The organism is Methylomonas sp. MS20 (assembly GCF_050275925.1).
Classification (GTDB): Bacteria; Pseudomonadota; Gammaproteobacteria; order Methylococcales; family Methylomonadaceae; genus Methylomonas; species Methylomonas koyamae_A.
This window is the reverse complement of sequence record NZ_CP189962.1, coordinates 2,759,010-2,776,857: the sequence shown is the minus strand read 5'-3', so window position 1 is coordinate 2,776,857 and position 17,848 is coordinate 2,759,010. Positions and strand designations below refer to the sequence as shown.

Sequence of the window (17,848 nt, the reverse complement as noted above, 5' to 3'; positions counted from 1 at the left end):
TTTATTGGAAGACATGTACTTACAGGGCAGCAAGAAAGCGATCGTGCCGCGGCCGGTGCTGGTCAAGCACGGCCATTTCGACGGGATGGACCCGGTGTTGCAGCGCATCTTCGCCAGTCGCGGCGTGCAGGGTAGCGACGAACTGGATCGCGGTCTGGCGCGTTTGCCGTCGCCGTGGTTGTTGTCCGGTATCAAGTCGATGGTCGAGCACTTGGTGAACGCGGTCGAGCAGCGCTTGGCGATTACGATCGTCGCGGATTTCGATGCCGACGGCGCAACCAGTTGCGCATTGGCGATCAAGGGTTTGGCGTTGATGGGCGCTCGCGGGGTGGATTTCGTCGTACCCAACCGTTTCGAATTCGGTTACGGCTTGACGCCGGAAATCGTCGAACTGGTCAAACGCCGGAAGCCAGATTTGATCGTCACCGTCGATAACGGCATTTCCAGCATTGCCGGGGTGGCGGTGGCCAAGGCGGCCGGCATTAAAGTGTTGGTGACCGATCATCATTTGCCCGGCCAAGAATTACCGGATGCCGACGCCATCGTTAATCCCAATCTGCCCGACGACAAGTTTCCCAGTCGCCACATCGCCGGGGTCGGTGTGATGTTCTATGTGCTAATGGCCTTGCGGATTCGGCTGCGCGAGCGGCATTGGTTCGAGAAAAACGGCATCGCCGAGCCGAATCTGGCGCAATTGCTGGATTATGTCGCGCTCGGTACGGTCGCCGACGTCGTTGCGCTGGATCAGGTCAACCGGATACTGGTGCACCAGGGTTTGTTGCGAATACGCTCGGGACAATGTCAGCCGGGCATTAAAGCACTCGCGGAAGTGGCCGGCAAAACGCTGGCCGGCATCCATGCTGCCGATCTTGGCTTTGCGTTGGCGCCGCGCCTGAACGCGGCCGGTCGGATGGACGACATGAGTTTGGGCATTCAATGCCTGTTAACGGAAGACGCCGGTCTGGCCCGCGACATCGCCGAGCAGCTGCACGCCCTGAATCAGGATCGCCGCGACGTCGAAGGCCAGATGAAATCCGAAGCGATGGCCTTGCTGGCCGAGATGAAGGCGCTGGACGAAAAGCACGTCCCGGCCGGGGTTTGCTTGTACGACGCCAATTGGCATCAAGGCGTGGTCGGCATTCTGGCTTCGCGGATCAAGGACAGATTGCACCGGCCGGTGATCGCATTCGCGCCGGCCGACCACGGCGACATCAAGGGTTCGGCCCGGTCTATACCCGGCGTGCATATCCGCGACGTGTTGGCCGATGTCGCGGCCGCTCATCCTCAGGTGTTGGAAAAATTCGGCGGTCACGCGATGGCGGCCGGATTGACGATCAAATTGCACGATTACCCGCACTTTGCGTTGGCGTTTGCCGGCGCGGTCGAAGCTCGTCTGGATGCGGTGGATCTCGAACAAAAAGTCTATAGCGACGGCGAACTGGATGAGGCGCACATGACGCTGGCCTTTGCCGAAACTTTGCAACAAGCCGCCGTTTGGGGGCAGGCTTTTCCGGAGCCAGTGTTTAACGGCGTGTTCGATGTCATCCAATGTCGCATTGTCGGGCAGCAGCACCTGAAGCTGGTGCTCAAATTACCGTTCGGCGGCCAATTGTTCGACGCCATCGCGTTTTTTGCCGATAGGCCGGAAAATTGGCTGGGTTGCCGCAAGGTGAATGCGGCCTTTAAACTGGATATCAACGAATTTCGCGGACAACGCAGTCTGCAATTGCTGGTGCATTATTTGGAGAAATGGGAATGAGCGCGGCCGGTTTCGAGCACTGGTTGGACAGCGTACACCGATGGCGCTGGCCGTTGCTGCTGGCGATTCTCGCACTACGGATCGGCTTCTTGGCGTTCAACGGCCTGGATCTGATCGGCGACGAGAGTTATTACTGGGACTGGTCGCGGCGACCGGACTGGTGCTATTACAGCAAACCGCCGATGGTAGCCTGGCTGATAGGCGCTTCCACCTGGTCGTTCGGCGATACCGCTTGGGCGGTAAGGCTGCCGGCGGTGTTGCTCGGCACCGGTTTTCTTTACTATCTGCACGCCACGGCCTGGGCGTTTTACGGCACGCGGGCGGCGGCGCTGACGCTGTTGCTGGTATTGGCGACGCCGAACAATGTGCTGGCCAATTTTCTGATGACCATCGATCCGCCGTTATATTGTTTTTGGATCGCCGCGGTTTATTATCTGCGCCGCGCCGTGTTCGACGGTCACCAGCGGGCTTGGCTGTGGGCGGGATGCGCGACCGCGTTCGCCTTGCTGAGCAAGCAGGCCGCATTGCTGCAGCCGTTGGCGTTGGCGGTGTTTTTGGGCGCTAGCACGGCGCGGCGCCGGCATTTTCGCGGTGACTTTTGGCGCTATCTGGCGCCGGTCGTTTTGGCCGCGGTGCCTATTCTGGTCTGGAACGACCAGCATGATTGGGTCATGTTCGGTCATAGCAAGAGTCATTTCGGCAACGAGGGTGAATTCGATGCTTGGCGACGCCTGCGCGATGTTCGTGATTTCTGGTTTTACCAACTGTTGCTGTTGAATCCGCTGATGTTTGTTTTGACGCTGGCGACCGCGCTACGCGGGTTGTCCGGATTTCGGCAATGGGATGACGAGCGGCGCTTTCTATGGCTGATGGGGCCGGCCTGGTTGTTGTTGATTTTGGCGCTGAGTTTCGGCCAAAAAGTCCAGGGCAACTGGCCGATGCCGTTTTATTTCACTGGCTTGATTCTAGTGGCCGGCGCCGCGCCGGCTCCCGGCCGCTGGTTGAAAGCCGGCTTGGCGGTCGGCTTGGCGATGGTCTTGCTGACCTATGCGTTACCGGCGGTTTTACAAGCCTTGAATTTGCAAAACTCCAAACTCGATCCGACGAAACGTTTCAAGCAATGGCGGGTGTTGGCGGAGCGTATCGACACCTATCGGACCGAATCCGGCTCGGACCGGTCGGTCCTCGTCACGGTCGGACACCGCTTTTTGGCCAGTCAGCTGGCGTTTTATTTGCCGGACCATCCTCGCGTCTACCGCTACGAAGCCAGCGGCGGCGTGACCTCGCAGTACGAAGTCTGGCCCGGTCCGAACGAACGCTTGGGCCAGCCGGCGTTTCTGGTCGCCGACATTCAAGCCGCGCGCTTCGACAAGCGCTGGTCGGACAGCCTGGAAGGCCTGACTTTGCTGGGCGAAGTCGCCGATCCGGCCAAGCCGTCGACAAAATACTATGTTTATCGGGCCGAGAAGTTGAAGGCTTGGCCAGCGCCGCTAACACTGCATCAGGAAGGTCATGCCTCACCGTAAACTCGCCCGCGCCCGATTGGAATTGGCCATTTGGTTTCTGCTCGCGACCACGACGACCTTGGTTTTCTGGTTGACCGATCTGGATTTGACGATCGCCGGTTGGTTTTATCGGCCCGACGACCCGGAACAAGCTTGGCCGTATCGGCATTGGTGGTTGGTTAAGCCGCTCTACGACTACGCGTTTCCGTTTACCGTGTGGTCGGGTGTCGCGGCGTTGGCGGTATATATCTCCAGCCATTTTCACCACTTCACTCGCCGCTTCCGGCGGCGGGCGCTTTACATTCTGTTGGTGATCGCGGTAGGACCGGGCGTGGTCGTCAATTTGATCGTCAAGGATCATTGGGGGCGGCCGCGGCCGGTGCACGTAACCGAGTTCGGCGGCGAGCATCGCTATATTCCGCCCGGCAAGATCGGCGGAACGCCGGACAAGTCTTTCGTCTGCGGTCATTGTTCGGTCGGCTACAGTTTTTTCGTGCTGTATTTTCTGTCGCAAAACCACAAGCTGGTCTATTTATTGTTGACCTTGGCGTTGGGTTGGACCTTGGGGTTCACCCGGATGACCGCGGGCGGCCATTTTTTATCGGACATTCTTTGGTCCGGGTATCTGGTGTTTTTGGTGGCGTTCGCGCTGTATTACGGCTGGTTTCTCGAGATTAAATGGTTTCGCCGCCGCGACGGTTAAAATCGGTAAGCGCACTGGGCTTTAGCGCTTGGCTTGATATAATGCCGACTGTTTTTGATTAATTCCTGACGAGAGATTTGCATGATTCAAGGTAGTATCGTTGCTCTGGTAACCCCGATGACGGATGACGGCGCAGTGGATTTCGCCGCTCTGAAGCGCTTGGTGGAGTTTCATATCGAGCAAGGTACCGACGCTTTGGTCGCGGTCGGCACGACCGGCGAATCGGCGACGCTGGACGAAGACGAGCATTGCCGAGTCATCCAGGCAAGCGTCGAATATGTCGCCGGCCGGATACCGGTGATCGCCGGCACCGGCGCCAATTGCACCCGCGAAGCGATCGCGCTGACTCGGCGGGCCAAGGCGGCCGGAGCGGATGCCTGTTTGCTGGTGACGCCTTATTACAATAAACCGACTCAACAAGGCTTGTATCTGCATTACAAAGCCGTCGCGGAAGCGGTCGACATCCCGCAGATCCTTTACAACGTCCCAGGCCGTACCGGTTGCGATTTGTTGCCGGAAACCGTCGGCCGTTTGGCGCAAGTCGAAAACATTGTCGGCGTTAAAGAGGCGACCGGCAAATTGGAAAGAGTCCGGCAAATCCGGGATCTCACCGGTGCCGAGTTTGCGATTTACACCGGCGACGACGCCACCAGTCTGGAATTCTGTCTATTGGGCGGCAACGGCAGCATCACCGTGACCGGCAACGTCGCGCCACGCCTGGTTCACGACATGTTGACGGCCGCGATGCGCGGCGACCGGGCGGCAGCCGAAGCGATAGACGCCAAATTGCAAGGATTGCATGCCAAGCTGTTCATTCAGTCCAATCCGATTCCGGTGAAATGGGCCGTCGCCGAAATGGGCCTGATCGGTACCGGTATTCGTTTGCCGTTGACTTGGCTGACCGAGGATTGTTACGACCCGGTAAGAGCCGCGATGCGGCAGGCGGGTGCGCTTTAACATGCGCGCCATTCGGTTAGGTCGCTGGCTATTGCTGGCGGGTGTGCTGAGCGCGGTGGGCGGTTGCGGTTACGTCAAAAGCCTGTTTCCCGATAAAGAGCGGGATTACCAGTTTACGACAGAGATCCCCGAATTAGTCGTGCCGGACGATTTGAAAAACAAAACCTTTCCGACCCGCGCGCCCGCCGCCACTCGGACCGACACCCCGGCGCCGGTCGCCGCGACCGCGTCGGTACCGGTCGAGACGGCGGAGACGAGTTCGTCCGCGGCAGCGGAGCCGGCCGCGGCCAAGCCAAGGGAGCCGGCCGCGAAACCGGAAGTCGCCAAGGCGCCGGTAGAGCCGGCGCCCGGCGTTTCGCCGGCCGAATCCGCCGGCGAACGCCCCCAGCGCCAGACTAGCGACGGCGTCAGCAGTCTGGAAATCGATCAATCGATTATCCAAGCTTGGTGGTTGGTCAGCAAATCGCTGAGTCGCCAGAAGTTGGAGATCGTCGAACGTAACATGGACAAAGGCTATTTCTTTGTCAAATACGATCCGAATGCGATCAAACCCGAAGACGGCTCTATTCTGGACGAGTTTAATTTCATGTTCGGCGACGATCCCAGCCAGGAACTCGAGTACCGGATCAGCTTGCAGGCCTTATCGGCCGATGCCACCGAAGTGACGGTGCAAGACAGCGAAGGTCGAAGTTTGTCCAATGCCGCCGCGACTTCGTTATTGCGCTTGATCACCGACGGTATCAAGCAGGACTTGCCGGCGGATGGCGAGCCGGCCGCGCAACCCTGACGGGTTCGCCCCGCGCCGCCCGCGCGCCTGAATTCACCGTATCCAAACAGCCTCGCGGCCGACGCCGCACCTAATATCGAGTACATGCCCATGTTGACCCTACCCGGTAGCTCCGCACTGTCCCGTTTTCGAATCGAAAAACTACTCAGCGTCTTGCAAGCTCAGCAGCCCCAAGTGACCGCCGTCGCGGCCCGTTATCTGCACTTCGTGCAATTAGCGGCCGATCTGGATACTGACCAACGGGCGATGCTGGAACGCTTGTTGGATTATGGCGATCGTCATGAGGCTTGGCCGGCTGAGCCGATGAATCGGGTTTGCGTCGTACCCAGGCTGGGAACTATTTCGCCATGGTCCAGCAAAGCCTCGGAGATCGCCGAACGCTGCGGCTTGACCTCGGTCAAGCGGATTGAGCGCGGTATCGAATACGCGTTCACCACTAGCTCACCGTTTGACGAATCGGACATAGCCGCGTTGACGGCCGCACTCCACGACAGGATGACGCAGCAAGTCGTCACGAATCTTGCCGAACTGACTCTGTTTGCCGAACACGAACCCAAACCGCTGCAAACCGTGGCGATAATCGAACGCGGCCGTGCCGCGCTGGAGCAAGCCAACGTCGAATTGGGCCTGGCATTGTCGGCCGACGAAATCGATTATCTGACCGACAGTTTCACAAAGCTTGGCCGCAATCCGACCGACGTGGAACTGATGATGTTCGCCCAGGCTAACTCCGAGCACTGCCGCCACAAAATTTTCAACGCCAGCTGGACGATAGACGGCGAAGAACAGGCCAAATCGCTGTTCGCGATGATCCGCAACACCCACAATCTGCATCCGCAAGGCGTACTGTCGGCTTACAAGGATAATGCCTCGGTGCTGGAAGGACCTAGCGCGCAAGTGTTTATTCGCGACGCGCACAGCCATCGTTACGGCTATGTCGAGGAAGCCGCGCATATTTTGATGAAGGTCGAGACCCATAACCACCCGACCGCGATTTCGCCGCACCCCGGCGCCGCGACCGGTTCAGGCGGCGAGATACGCGACGAAGGCGCCACCGGCCGCGGTTCCGCGCCCAAGGCCGGTTTGACCGGCTTTAGCGTGTCCCATTTGAAAATTCCCGGTTTCCCGCAGCCCTGGGAGACCGACCTCGGCAAGCCGGAACGCATCGCGTCGGCGCTCGACATCATGCTGGACGGCCCGATCGGCGGCGCGGCGTTCAACAACGAATTCGGCCGGCCGAATATCGCCGGCTATTTTCGCAGCTTCGAGCAGCCGGCCGAAACCGGCCAAGCCGGACAATATCGCGGCTATCATAAACCGATCATGATCGCCGGCGGTTTGGGTAACATCCGGCCGATGTTGGTCGAAAAGCAAGCGATCCCTACCGGGGCCTTGATCGTCATTTTGGGTGGCCCGGCGATGTTGATTGGCCTGGGCGGCGGCGCGGCTTCGTCGCAAAGCTCCGGCGCCAGCGCGGCGGAACTGGATTTCGCGTCGGTGCAACGGGAAAACCCGGAGATGCAGCGCCGTTGTCAGGAAGTGATCAACCACTGCAATTCGCTGGGCGAGCGCACTCCGATTGTTTCGATCCACGACATCGGCGCCGGCGGTTTGTCCAACGCGGTGCCGGAGATTATCCACGACTGCGATCGCGGCGGCCGTTTCGAGCTGCGCAAGGTGCGGAGTGCCGACAAAGGCATGTCGCCGATGCAAATCTGGTGCAATGAGGCCCAGGAACGCTACGTGGTGGCGATCAAACCGGAATCTTTGGATTTGTTCGAATCATTCTGCCAACGCGAGCATTGTTTGTACGCGGTGATCGGCCACGCCACCGACGAAGAACATTTGAGTTTGAGCGACGAATGGTTCGGAACGTCTACACCTATCGATCTGCCGATGTCGGTGCTGTTCGGTAAGCCGCCGAAAATGCATCGCGATGTGCAACGTATCAGTAAAAATCTGCCGGACTTATCGCTGGAACCGGTCGAACTGGCCGAAGCGATCAAGCGCGTGCTGGCATTTCCGGCCGTGGCCGACAAGAGTTTCCTGATTCATATCGGCGACCGTTCGGTGACCGGGTTGGTGGCGCGCGACCAGATGGTCGGTCCTTGGCAGGTGCCGGTTGCCGACGTCGCGGTCGCCGCGTCGGGCTTTTACGCGTATACCGGCGAAGCGATGGCGATGGGCGAACGCACGCCGCTGGCGCTGATCGACGGCCCGGCATCCGGCCGGATGGCGATCGGCGAAGCGCTGACCAATCTGGCCGCCGCGCGCATAGCCAAACTGAGCGATGTCAAATTATCGGCGAACTGGATGGCGGCTTGCGGCAGTCCCGGCGAAGACGCGGCATTGTTCGATACCGTCAGGGCGGTCGGTATGGAATTGTGCCCGGAGCTGGGCATCGCAATTCCGGTTGGCAAGGATTCGCTGTCGATGAAGACGGTCTGGCACGACGGTCAAACGGATAACACCATGACGGCGCCGCTGTCGTTGATCATTACCGCGTTCGCGCCGGTCACGGACATCCGTACCACCTTGACCCCCGAACTGAAGGCCGAAGATAGCGTACTGTTGCTGATAGACTTGGGATTCGGCAAAAATCGTCTCGGCGGCTCGGTTCTGGCTCAGGTTTATTGTCAGCTCGGCAACCAAGCGCCGGATCTGGACGATGCGATGTTGTTCAAACGTTTCTTCGAAACGATCCAAACCTTGAACGACAAAGGCCTGATCTTGGCCTACCACGACCGCGCCGACGGCGGTCTGTTGGCGACAGTCGCCGAAATGCTGTTCGCCGGCCGCCTGGGTGTCGATCTGGATTTGTCCGATTTGCCGGGCGACGCACTGACGGCGTTGTTCAACGAAGAATTAGGCGCGGTGTTGCAGGTCAAAAATAGCGACTATAACCACGTTGCTCGCCTGCTGGACCACGCCGGTCTAGACGATTGCAGCCATGTGGTCGGTCGCGTCGTCGACGGTCAGCAATTGCGGATATTCAAGGCGGGACAACAGCTTTACGGTGCGACGCGCGCCGAATTGCAGCAAACTTGGTCGCAAGTCAGCTACCGGATGCAAGCGCTCCGCGACAATCCGGATTGCGCCGAACAGCAATTTGAACGTATTGCCGATGATGGCGATCCCGGCTTGTCGGCGGTGTTGACCTACGATATCAACGACGATATCAGCGCTCAATTCGTGCATGCCGAGCGCCCCAAAGTCGCCATCTTGCGCGAACAGGGTGTCAATGGCCACGTAGAAATGGCGGCGGCATTTGACCGTGCCGGCTTTGCCGCGATCGACGTGCACATGACCGACATTATCGCCGGCCGGCTTAGTCTGAGCGACTTCAAGGGTTTAGTGGCCTGCGGCGGCTTTTCCTACGGCGATGTACTCGGCGCCGGCGGCGGTTGGGCCAAGTCGATTTTGTTCAACCCGAAGGCGCGCGATGAATTCGCCGCCTTCTTCGCCCGCCCGGATACCTTTGGCCTGGGCGTCTGCAACGGCTGCCAGATGATGTCGGGCTTGAAGGACATCATCCCGGGCGCCGAACATTGGCCGGCGTTCAAACGTAACTTGTCGGAGCAGTTCGAGGCTCGTGTCGCGATGGTCGAAATTGCCGCGTCGCCGTCGATTTTCTTCGACGGCATGGCCGGGTCCAGATTGCCGGTGGTGGTGGCGCACGGCGAGGGTAGGGCGGTGTTTGGCGAACAGGGACCATGTGACGGGCTGATCGCCGTGCGCTATGTGGACAACGCCGGCCAAGCAACCGAAGCCTTCCCCGCGAATCCGAACGGATCGCCGTTCGGCATTACCGGCCTGACTTCCCGTGACGGTCGCTTCACCATCATGATGCCGCATCCCGAACGCTGCTTCAGAGCCGTGCAAAACTCCTGGCATCCGGCCGACTGGCGCGAAGACGGCGCCTGGTTGCGAATGTTCCGAAATGCGCGGGTTTGGGTCGGCTAGTTTCGGTTGGTTGGGTTCGCTTAGCCGGTTCGGCGCATGTCCGTGACATTGCGGGCGGTCTTGAGCGGCGCCGAAGCCGAGGCTTTGGGCATCGATGTCGCGGTGTTGGCGGCGCAGGGCATCGCCCTGTCGCCCGAGGACGGTATAACGACGGACCATGCCGACATCGTATTATTGGCGGGCGCGGGACTACCGACCCGGATTAGAAGCCTGGCATCCACGTATCCCGATTGCAAGATTGCGGCGGTGATTGAGATGTCGGTCGACGACGCCTTGAGTTGCTTGGCTAGCGGTGCGTTGGGTGTTCTGCTGGCGCCGCTGCCGGCCGACCGACTGGCGCGGATTCTGGTTCAGATCGCGGCCGGCGGCTATTTTATCGATCAGCGTATCGCGCAAATGTTGGCCTTGCGTCAGCTAAAAAAAATCCTCGAGCCGTTCAGCGCGTTGAGTTCGCGCGAATACGATGTCTTTTGCCTCTTGGCCGACGGTAAATCGCTGGCTGAAATTGCCGTTCAATTGGGTGTCAGTCGTAAGACGGTCTCGAACACGCAGACCCAAATCAAACTTAAGCTCGGACTGTCCGGCCGGCCGGCCATCGTTGCCTGCGCAAAAAGACATGGCCTCGTGGGTTAAATTGGCTATAATTCCCGTAAATCGGGAATTATTCCTTTTTTAACAACCTTTGGGAGGATGTCATGAATAAGTCACAAATTGGAATCGCCGTTGCTTTGCTGATTTTCGCAGGTGCCAGCGCCGCGGCCGACCAAGGCTTGGAAAATTGTTTGCAGGCGGTCAAAAAGGACAAAGCCGGCGAATTGTTGAAGCTGGAAAAACTCAATATTGCTGGCAAAGGCGCTTACGAAGTCGAAGTTCGCGACGCCAATCGGACCGAATGGGAGTTTGTTTGCGATGCCGATAGCGGCAAAATCACCGAACGTGAAACCGAAGTCGCCGATCCTAACACCAGCAGCTTCAAGAAAAACGTCAAGGTTACCGAGGAAGATGCCGCTGCCACGGTACTGAAAGCGTATCCGGGTACTATCCAGGAAGTGGAATACGAAGTCGAGGAAAACGGCGCGTCTTCTTATGAGTTCGATGTCGTTAGCGACAAAGGCGTGGAAACCAAAGTCGAAGTCGATGCCGCATCCGGCAAGATCATCGAAACCGCGACCGAAGAGTGGGAAATCGGCGAAGAAGCCGACGAGCTGCGTTAAATTTTCCCGAGCGCGGCGGTTGGGTTCGAACCGTTGCGCTCTGTCTCCTCGGGTTCATTCGATGAGCCCAATTTTGCCGTAAAGTCCACACGGTACCATTCTATATCCGATTGAATAGCCGGAGTAATACTTAACGCCCAAGCTGGCCTTGCCGGCTTCGGTTCGCTACCTGTAGCGGCTTGCAATCAAAAGCCCTGGCGTCGAACGTTGGGCTGCTGAAAGCATACAATCCAACACTATTTATTCATCAAAACGCAGTGGCCGATTTATTTTCCCGGCCGGTCTGTGATGAATATCGGCGAGCCGGTCTTTGCCTGGGACGCACCGAGATATTTTCTCCAGCGTCCTCGGTTTTTTCTCCAGTGCCCGACTCAATTTCAGCAGCCTTGTCTGATGGATATGGACGTTTCTCTTTTGGACGTGCAACGTCCTGTTTTTGATGTGCGGCAGCCGAGTTCCAAATCAAACTTTTCCTTGGCAATTCGAGGCCATTGCTTTTTCAACATGGAAACCCGGAGTTCGGAAATAGAAAAGTCCATATCCGCAATAGAATTGCGGACTTCCATAACAGAACGCTGCCTGATTACCTGAGACTGCCGGCAATCAAAAACCGAACCGTCCATTATCAACAGAGCGCCTTGCCTGTTTACTGGAGCCTCGTCTATTTCCGCAATAGAACGCTGAGGTTTTCAGCGGCATTGGCCGAGTTATTTTCTCCGCTGTCCAGGTAATTTACTCGGCAAATTATCTTTTCGGCCGCATCGTTTCTATCTGACAACAGAAGCAGGGATGAATGGGTTAAACAATACCTAATCCGAGGTAAACCCTGCCCTCGCACCGGACGGGTTTTGTAAACCCGCCCATCACGTTTGAACCGTTGCAAGGTTGGTTTGAAACGCTTAGGCCGGGGTTACAAACCCCGGCCTGCTCAGGTCATCCGGTGAAACTTAATGAACGGCTTGATCCAATCGCAGTAACTACGTTCGGTATGCAAGGAATAATGTTTCAACCGCATCACGCGACGCACATCGTCCAATAAGCTTGGCAATTTGGTGCTTGACACAAAACACCTACCTGATAAAGTCAGCGGCGAATTTAATACGCAGGCAAGGTTGCCTGAATTGGCCGCCAATATCAAGTTATCGAGGCAAACATGCCCACTTTTACGGATACGCAGGCAAAAGTGCCTGAAAAGGCGGTGAATATCAGGTTATACGGGCAGATTTGCCTGATAATCAATAGTTAAATGCGGGGCCAATCTCGAAAGGCTTGGAAAGCAATTAATTTATCGTAAAGAAATAGCAAATAATGGCTGAAGAAATCATGAAAATATGTTATTACCTGGAGGGAAAAACCTTGCAGGTTAACATGCGTTCAACCAGACAAGGTTTTTCCCTCCAGGTTAAGCCATGATTTTCAGCGTCATTCGTGTTTCTTTGCTTGAATCAAAATTATTGTTTGGAAATGTCATCAAGGCATTTAACCAGTCGTTAAACCTGACCAAAACTCCGCTTCGCTCCGCTTTGGCAGGTTAACTCTATTCGTTATGCAGTCAACCAATATGGAGCCACGAATGGGGCGTAATACGACGAATTGGATAAAGTTCTGGGGAATCCTTGCGATGCTTCTGGCCGGTACTGTCCTAGCGAAGTCGTCCAATTCTCCGAGCTACGTTACAGGAAAAGCCAAGAAACTATATAGCGTAATCTTTGGTATTGTGGTGGAGGTCAATGGGTCTGTTCGTTCAGTGCGGGTTGCCCGCGTCACTGATCCAATATCTGGCGGCGTAGCTCCAGTTGATGTGTCTGTTCCACCAGTATATGTAGATGCGGCTAAGAAATTTATCCTTGATAAGGGGTATTCACCGAAACTCGATAATGGCAAGCCGGTTGAGTTCTATACCTATTTCTTTTACGACCCAGCAAATCCTAACGTGTTGATAACCGAAACAAAGTAACAATCAATGCATAACTTATCATTCCAGCCGACCGCTTTCCGCTACGCTTCAAGCATCGGCTGAATTCTACGTTATGTTGTAAGTACATGAATAAGTATGAAGTAATCATCAATGGTCAGAACTTCCTTATGGAAGTGGATGGAAAAATTGAGCGCATGGGATTTTATGTGACGCGATACGTTGAGGCGGACAACCATGAAGAGGCCGAGTTAAAAGCGGTGTATCTTGTAAGGAATATAGAGCGGTTAAAAGGGGCTCATTTAAATACAGAAGATGATCCGCCAATGCTTTATCTAGAAGAAATGTACGAGATTGAAAATTTTGATGGACTGGAAACCCTTGAGCCAGGAATCGCTTTCTACAATGATGAGCAGGAATCGAATAATGCAACATAACACGTCGCTCAAAGGGACGCTCCGCTTCGCTGCGCGCCCCTTAGCTTGGCGTTATGCATATTTCAACTCCGCCCGAGTAGCCAATGGATAATCCGCTTTCCAAACTTGCGCTCGATTATTGGTACCAAGTGCTTATGGTCGTGAGCTTCGTTGTGTTTCTGTCCGCAGGCGCTGGTGTTCTTTCCGCCTCCTTTCCCACCATTCCCACCGCAGTAATTTCTCTTGGCTGTTTCTTCGTCGGTCTCGGAGAGTGGATCAACCACCCACTTCAAACGGCGCTCATGAGCGCTACTGCTTATCACCCTGGCGGCGTCATCACCAGTCATCCAAGAAACCCCAGATTTGTTGGTGTCGCATTCGATGTTCTCGGCGCAATTCTTATTGTCTTTGGCCTCTACAGATTGTTGGCTTAAGTCAAATCCACATTGAGGGCAATTCTTGTGCAGTGGTGTAAATTTCCAACCAGTAGGCAATTTTTGCATCATATGCATAACCTTGCGCTCAACCCCGTTCGCTTCGCTCAATGGACTCGGTCAAGCTGCGCTTGCCCTCGCCGGTTAGCTTCACGTTATGCATAAACCTTTATTAACTATAGGAGAAATAAAATGTCTAATAAGCGAATAACAACAAGTCTGAATGTATAGATGGCTCTCAGTCCAGCATCCACCCAGGGACGCGACACCGAAAACACATGCTAACTTTTTGTAAGGCGCTTACAATAAAATTAGTTTGTATACCTTATTTAGCACTATTTTATTGTTCATCATCAATTGCAGCAAGCATATATGCGTCTGACCAAGCAGCATTCTGTGAGAGACCGGATTCTATTGACTTCGAATGTGGTGCGCCACATGTTGGTGGAGCATTAGCGAATAACTTTTTAGGTCTTCCATATGAATCCAAGAGCGCCATTGAATTTTCATTAGAAGGTGTCACAGAAGTACAGTCAGCAGAGTTATACCTTCTTGCAACTGGGTATTCTGCGTACCCTGATGTTTTTTCTGAAACCCCCATACTGGAAATACATGGTTATTCAGGAGACGGCATTATTACTTATGATGATCTTTTGCAAGATAATTTAATATTGACAACCGGTGGAATAAATAATCTTGGTTTGTATATTTTTGATGTAACCAACTACGTTGCAGATCTAGTGGCTAGTAATCAATCGTATGCCGGTTTTGCATTTAAAGATATAGTTATGAATAGTTCGGTCAGTTTTTACACGCCAGACGGTATGTCAAATGTGTTAGCAGTAAATGGTTACACTGAATATGTGCCAGAAGTTCCACTTCCATCAGCAGCATTGTTGTTTGGTAGTGGCATGCTTGGTTTGCTAGGATTTGCACGAAAAAGTAATGAATAACAATGTACTCCAGCCGATGCTGTAAGTAGCATGGCTGAGTTTAGGTGTTAGGCGCAGGCAAATCACCAGATGAATAAATCGGGATAGTAAATAATGACCATTGAGACAAAAATTATTGGAACATGGAAGAAAGATGGTTCAGTCAAGTCATTGGTACTTGATTTACAGCCGGATGGTACCTACGTTTTTAAGCAATTGCCTAAAGAGAAAGCTGAAGACGTGCTTTTCTCAATTATCGGGGATAGATTTGAAGGGCGTTGGTGGGTAAGTAATGGAGTCTTGTATTTACGAGAATCGCGTATAAAGGGAGGGCCGGGTTCCACTCTTTTTACTTTCGTATCAAAATATTTTCAACTTTTCACTGGTCCAAAAGAACTTATAATTGACGCTGTCGATGATTCGCATATTAGATTTACAGGGAAGGAATATGAGTGGGGTAGTGGTGAGTGGAAAAAAGTTTTGAGATAACTTATTTCAAATAAACACGACAATACGTGATAACCCGCAATACGAAAAGCCTGGGGTCAGATTTTGCAATCATGCATTTGGCCTTGAGCGGGACGGGGTATGTACCCCGTCCTGAACGTTTCAAATCAAGTTTGAAGGTAATACAAATGTTACGAACGGATTGAATAATCCGTCCGGCTTCGGGCAAAGGCTCGTTCCGAACGTTTGAAGCCAATTTGAAGGCGAGACTAACGTTACGAGCGAGTTGAATAATCGGGCCAGCCCCCAATAAGTCCGTAAGGCCGTAAGGCCGTAAGGCGGAAGACGACAGCGTTCCGCCATTTTAGAACTGAGCGGGACGGGGTATGCATCCCGTCCTGAACGTTTCAATCAAGTTTGAAGGTAAGGCAAACGTTACGGACGGATTAAATAATCCGTCCAGTCTTGGTCTTGGTAATTCGCCCAGCCCCAACAACTTGAGCGGGACGGGGTATGCAACCCGTCCTTGAGCGGGACGGGGTATCTGAGCGGGACGGGGTATATACCCCGTCCTGAACGTTTCAAACCAAGTTTGAAGGTAAGACAAACGTTACGGACGGATTAAATGATCCGTCCGGCCTTAGCCTTGTTCATTGGGCCAGTCGCAATTACTTGGCAAGTTAAAAGAACGCCAACACAGCACTGTGAAAATCTGCCAAATCATGGGGATTTCCAAAAGCACCCTGTATAACTATCTCGCGGAGCAGGGTGTCAATGCCCGCGACGCGGCATAGCCCGATACCCGCCGACTCGCTGTTGGCATTGCGCCAACGGCTGGATCGATTGCCGGCAAAAGTCCGGAACGAGCTACCCAGGTCAAATCCATCGACGAACTCTACGCCGCTTCCACCGACATGGTTTATCGCGCACTCCGGGATTTACACAAACCTAAGACCGTCCATCGCGGCGACCGTGGCAAACCGCGTGTGCTGCCGAAATCTGCAGCACCAATGCGAACTGATCGTAGCATTCAAATCGCGGACGACTAATAAGAAGGGCTGCCATGCTTCCACTCGCAGGGCCATCGAACTGATGGACTATTACCCTGAAACGGGCAGTTGGCGTTGTACAGTTGCACTTAATTCCGCTAGAAAATTGCGCTGATTGCTCGTTTGCGCGTTTTCGATTGCAAGCCCAATATACCTCGCGTATTGCACGCTGGCATCAATCGGCGATAGGCGAATACTGGTGTTTCGCTGACCGATCGCGCCGATTCCTGGGTTTGCAGTTAGACTATCGGCCCGAATCAATCTTACGGAACGGAGCATTTCATGAAAATTATCGAATACGCCGGCGTGCTGGTCGCGTCGGCATTGGTGCTGGTCGGCGGCGAAACTCTGGCCGAGACCGGCGTCGCGGCCAAAATCGAGCATGGCGAATACCGCGACTGGCGCTTGTTGGGCGTATCGCTACGCCACGATAAGAACAGTGTGCGCGCCATCGTTGGTAACGATGCCGCCATCGCGGCGGCGCGGGCTGGCAAAACCAAGCCCTGGCCCGACGGGACGGTGATCGCCAAAATCAAATGGGATCAACGAAAACATCCGAATTGGGAAGCCGCCACGGTTCCCGGCGCATTCACCGCCGCCGAAGCGATGGTCAAGGACAGCCGGAAATACTCGAATACCGGCGGTTGGGGATTCGGCATTTGGGAAGGCAAAACCTTGAAGATGCTGGACAGCGACAAATCCGCGACCTGTTTTGCTTGTCATTCGCCGATGAAGGACAGCGATTACGTCTACACGCTGAGCAATTTGCAATAAACACTCATTGGGCGTCGCCGCTCGCCATTAGAGCGGCGACATGCGCCGCCACGCTGGCGCCCAGCGCTCGAGGATCATAGCCGCCCTCCAGGCTGGAAACGATCCGCCCCCGGCAACAGGCGTGGGCAATCTCGCAGAGTTGGTCGGTCAACCATCGGAAATCGGCTTCCAGCAGATTCAAGCCGGCCAGCGGATCGTCGCGGTGAGCGTCGAAGCCGGCCGAAATCAATAGCAATTCCGGCTGGAAGGCCGCGACGGCCGGTAGTAGGGTTTCCCGGTATTGGGTCCGGAAAGTCGCGCCGTCGGTTCCCGCGGCAAGCGGGAGATTGATAATATTGCCGACCCCGGTTTCCCGCGCCAATCCGCTACCTGGATAATGCGGCCACTGATGGCTGGATGCATACAACACTTGCGGTTGCGCGTAAAACGCCGCTTGAGTTCCGTTACCGTGATGCACGTCGAAATCGACGATGGCGACGCGCGTCAGCCCGTAATGGGTTCTGGCGTATTCGGCGCCGATCGCGATATTGTTGAATAGGCAGAACCCCATCGGGTAGTCCGGCGTTGCGTGGTGGCCTGGTGGACGAATTGCGCAAAAAGCGTTATCCGCTGCACCGCTCAACACCTTGTCGATAGCATCGCACACCGCGCCGACCGCCCGAAATGCCGCCAGACGCGAACCCGCCGACCCGACCGTATCGGCGTCGAACTTTACCAGTCCCTCGGCCGGAACGGCTTCAACGACCTTGGCAATCATGGCCTTTGAGTGAATCAAGGCCAATTTGTCTTCGATGTCGTTCGGTAATGGCGCCGCGACCCGCACCAGTTTGGCGAAGTCCGCTGACGACAGTGCGCTATCGATGGCTAGCAGACGAGCCGCTGTTTCCGGATGGGTGGGACCGGTGTCGTGGTTTAAGCAGTCCGCGTGGCTGTAATAAAGTGTCGTCATTCCGATCTCGTTAGTCCTGGGCCGCGCTTGAACGTTGTCGCGGG

17 protein-coding genes are annotated in these 17,848 nt (G+C 55.2%); 15 read left to right on the top strand and 2 right to left on the bottom strand.

Annotated elements, in window-relative coordinates:
• Positions 1 to 13 precede the first annotated feature (13 nt).
• The 8 genes from recJ to ACQE3D_RS12135 all read left to right on the top strand — a co-directional run bounded on the left by recJ (position 14) and on the right by ACQE3D_RS12135 (position 10,888).
• Positions 14 to 1,759 (top strand): single-stranded-DNA-specific exonuclease RecJ, encoded by a 1,746-nt coding sequence (gene recJ, locus ACQE3D_RS12170; protein ID WP_313730267.1) that lies wholly within the window; start codon positions 14 to 16, stop codon positions 1,757 to 1,759.
• A complete protein-coding gene (locus tag ACQE3D_RS12165) occupies positions 1,756 to 3,285 on the top strand; it encodes an ArnT family glycosyltransferase (protein WP_313730242.1) in 1,530 nt (509 codons plus the stop codon). The genes recJ and ACQE3D_RS12165 overlap by 4 nt, the downstream gene beginning before the upstream one ends.
• Positions 3,272 to 3,967, top strand: coding sequence for a phosphatase PAP2 family protein (locus ACQE3D_RS12160; protein WP_168031644.1), 696 nt, complete (start codon positions 3,272 to 3,274; stop codon positions 3,965 to 3,967). Before ACQE3D_RS12165 ends, ACQE3D_RS12160 begins: the two co-directional genes overlap by 14 nt.
• A gap of 81 nt (positions 3,968 to 4,048) precedes the next feature.
• Positions 4,049 to 4,924, top strand: a complete 876-nt coding sequence (dapA, locus tag ACQE3D_RS12155; protein ID WP_064029676.1) for a 4-hydroxy-tetrahydrodipicolinate synthase — start codon at positions 4,049 to 4,051, stop codon at positions 4,922 to 4,924.
• Between the two features lies 1 nt (position 4,925).
• Positions 4,926 to 5,711 carry an outer membrane protein assembly factor BamC gene (gene bamC, locus ACQE3D_RS12150; RefSeq protein WP_313730244.1) on the top strand — a complete coding sequence of 262 codons (786 nt, stop codon included), beginning with the start codon at positions 4,926 to 4,928 and terminating at the stop codon, positions 5,709 to 5,711.
• A gap of 90 nt (positions 5,712 to 5,801) precedes the next feature.
• A complete protein-coding gene (purL, locus tag ACQE3D_RS12145; protein WP_313730245.1) occupies positions 5,802 to 9,674 on the top strand; it encodes a phosphoribosylformylglycinamidine synthase in 3,873 nt (1,290 codons plus the stop codon).
• Between the two features lie 36 nt (positions 9,675 to 9,710).
• Positions 9,711 to 10,307: a response regulator transcription factor gene (locus ACQE3D_RS12140; protein ID WP_313730246.1), complete on the top strand. Its 597-nt coding sequence runs from the start codon at positions 9,711 to 9,713 to the stop codon at positions 10,305 to 10,307.
• Positions 10,308 to 10,369: 62 nt separating this feature from the next.
• A complete protein-coding gene (locus ACQE3D_RS12135) occupies positions 10,370 to 10,888 on the top strand; it encodes a PepSY domain-containing protein (protein ID WP_064024991.1) in 519 nt (172 codons plus the stop codon).
• Between the two features lie 928 nt (positions 10,889 to 11,816).
• Here ACQE3D_RS12135 and ACQE3D_RS12130 read toward each other — a convergent pair.
• The gene (locus tag ACQE3D_RS12130) at positions 11,817 to 11,915 is read right to left on the bottom strand and encodes a phage integrase N-terminal SAM-like domain-containing protein (protein WP_427501651.1); all 99 of its coding nucleotides are present in this window, start codon (positions 11,913 to 11,915) and stop codon (positions 11,817 to 11,819) included.
• Positions 11,916 to 12,461: 546 nt separating this feature from the next.
• Between ACQE3D_RS12130 and ACQE3D_RS12125 the strand changes: the two genes are divergently transcribed.
• The 7 genes from ACQE3D_RS12125 to ACQE3D_RS12095 all read left to right on the top strand — a co-directional run bounded on the left by ACQE3D_RS12125 (position 12,462) and on the right by ACQE3D_RS12095 (position 16,855).
• On the top strand, positions 12,462 to 12,845 hold the full coding sequence (locus tag ACQE3D_RS12125) for a hypothetical protein (RefSeq protein ID WP_071158574.1): 384 nt from the start codon (positions 12,462 to 12,464) through the stop codon (positions 12,843 to 12,845).
• A gap of 86 nt (positions 12,846 to 12,931) precedes the next feature.
• On the top strand, positions 12,932 to 13,240 hold the full coding sequence (locus ACQE3D_RS12120; RefSeq protein WP_168032346.1) for a hypothetical protein: 309 nt from the start codon (positions 12,932 to 12,934) through the stop codon (positions 13,238 to 13,240).
• Between the two features lie 83 nt (positions 13,241 to 13,323).
• The gene (locus tag ACQE3D_RS12115; protein ID WP_313730248.1) at positions 13,324 to 13,653 is read left to right on the top strand and encodes a hypothetical protein; all 330 of its coding nucleotides are present in this window, start codon (positions 13,324 to 13,326) and stop codon (positions 13,651 to 13,653) included.
• A 278-nt stretch (positions 13,654 to 13,931) separates the two neighbouring features.
• The gene (locus ACQE3D_RS12110; RefSeq protein WP_313730249.1) at positions 13,932 to 14,606 is read left to right on the top strand and encodes a hypothetical protein; all 675 of its coding nucleotides are present in this window, start codon (positions 13,932 to 13,934) and stop codon (positions 14,604 to 14,606) included.
• A gap of 93 nt (positions 14,607 to 14,699) precedes the next feature.
• Positions 14,700 to 15,074, top strand: coding sequence for a hypothetical protein (locus ACQE3D_RS12105; RefSeq protein ID WP_313730250.1), 375 nt, complete (start codon positions 14,700 to 14,702; stop codon positions 15,072 to 15,074).
• A gap of 611 nt (positions 15,075 to 15,685) precedes the next feature.
• Positions 15,686 to 15,826 (top strand): helix-turn-helix domain-containing protein, encoded by a 141-nt coding sequence (locus tag ACQE3D_RS12100; protein WP_409521119.1) that lies wholly within the window; start codon positions 15,686 to 15,688, stop codon positions 15,824 to 15,826.
• Positions 15,827 to 16,363: 537 nt separating this feature from the next.
• A complete protein-coding gene (locus ACQE3D_RS12095) occupies positions 16,364 to 16,855 on the top strand; it encodes a cytochrome P460 family protein (RefSeq protein WP_064024993.1) in 492 nt (163 codons plus the stop codon).
• Positions 16,856 to 16,859: 4 nt separating this feature from the next.
• On the opposite strand, the gene ACQE3D_RS12090 is transcribed toward ACQE3D_RS12095, so the two are convergent.
• Entirely contained in the window at positions 16,860 to 17,804 is a 945-nt protein-coding gene (locus ACQE3D_RS12090) for a histone deacetylase family protein (RefSeq protein ID WP_313730251.1), read from the bottom strand.
• Positions 17,805 to 17,848 lie beyond the last annotated feature (44 nt).

Bases quoted from the DNA above. Each gene is read 5' to 3' on its own strand.
- recJ (WP_313730267.1), top strand. From the start codon at position 14: ATGTACTTACAGGGCAGCAAGAAAGCGATCGTGCCGCGGCCGGTGCTG.
- ACQE3D_RS12165 (WP_313730242.1), top strand. From the start codon at position 1,756: ATGAGCGCGGCCGGTTTCGAGCACTGGTTGGACAGCGTACACCGATGG.
- ACQE3D_RS12160 (WP_168031644.1), top strand. From the start codon at position 3,272: ATGCCTCACCGTAAACTCGCCCGCGCCCGATTGGAATTGGCCATTTGG.
- dapA (WP_064029676.1), top strand. From the start codon at position 4,049: ATGATTCAAGGTAGTATCGTTGCTCTGGTAACCCCGATGACGGATGAC.
- bamC (WP_313730244.1), top strand. From the start codon at position 4,926: ATGCGCGCCATTCGGTTAGGTCGCTGGCTATTGCTGGCGGGTGTGCTG.
- purL (WP_313730245.1), top strand. From the start codon at position 5,802: ATGTTGACCCTACCCGGTAGCTCCGCACTGTCCCGTTTTCGAATCGAA.
- ACQE3D_RS12140 (WP_313730246.1), top strand. From the start codon at position 9,711: ATGTCCGTGACATTGCGGGCGGTCTTGAGCGGCGCCGAAGCCGAGGCT.
- ACQE3D_RS12135 (WP_064024991.1), top strand. From the start codon at position 10,370: ATGAATAAGTCACAAATTGGAATCGCCGTTGCTTTGCTGATTTTCGCA.
- ACQE3D_RS12125 (WP_071158574.1), top strand. From the start codon at position 12,462: ATGGGGCGTAATACGACGAATTGGATAAAGTTCTGGGGAATCCTTGCG.
- ACQE3D_RS12120 (WP_168032346.1), top strand. From the start codon at position 12,932: ATGAATAAGTATGAAGTAATCATCAATGGTCAGAACTTCCTTATGGAA.
- ACQE3D_RS12115 (WP_313730248.1), top strand. From the start codon at position 13,324: ATGGATAATCCGCTTTCCAAACTTGCGCTCGATTATTGGTACCAAGTG.
- ACQE3D_RS12110 (WP_313730249.1), top strand. From the start codon at position 13,932: ATGCTAACTTTTTGTAAGGCGCTTACAATAAAATTAGTTTGTATACCT.
- ACQE3D_RS12105 (WP_313730250.1), top strand. From the start codon at position 14,700: ATGACCATTGAGACAAAAATTATTGGAACATGGAAGAAAGATGGTTCA.
- ACQE3D_RS12095 (WP_064024993.1), top strand. From the start codon at position 16,364: ATGAAAATTATCGAATACGCCGGCGTGCTGGTCGCGTCGGCATTGGTG.
- ACQE3D_RS12090 (WP_313730251.1), bottom strand. From the start codon at position 17,804: ATGACGACACTTTATTACAGCCACGCGGACTGCTTAAACCACGACACC.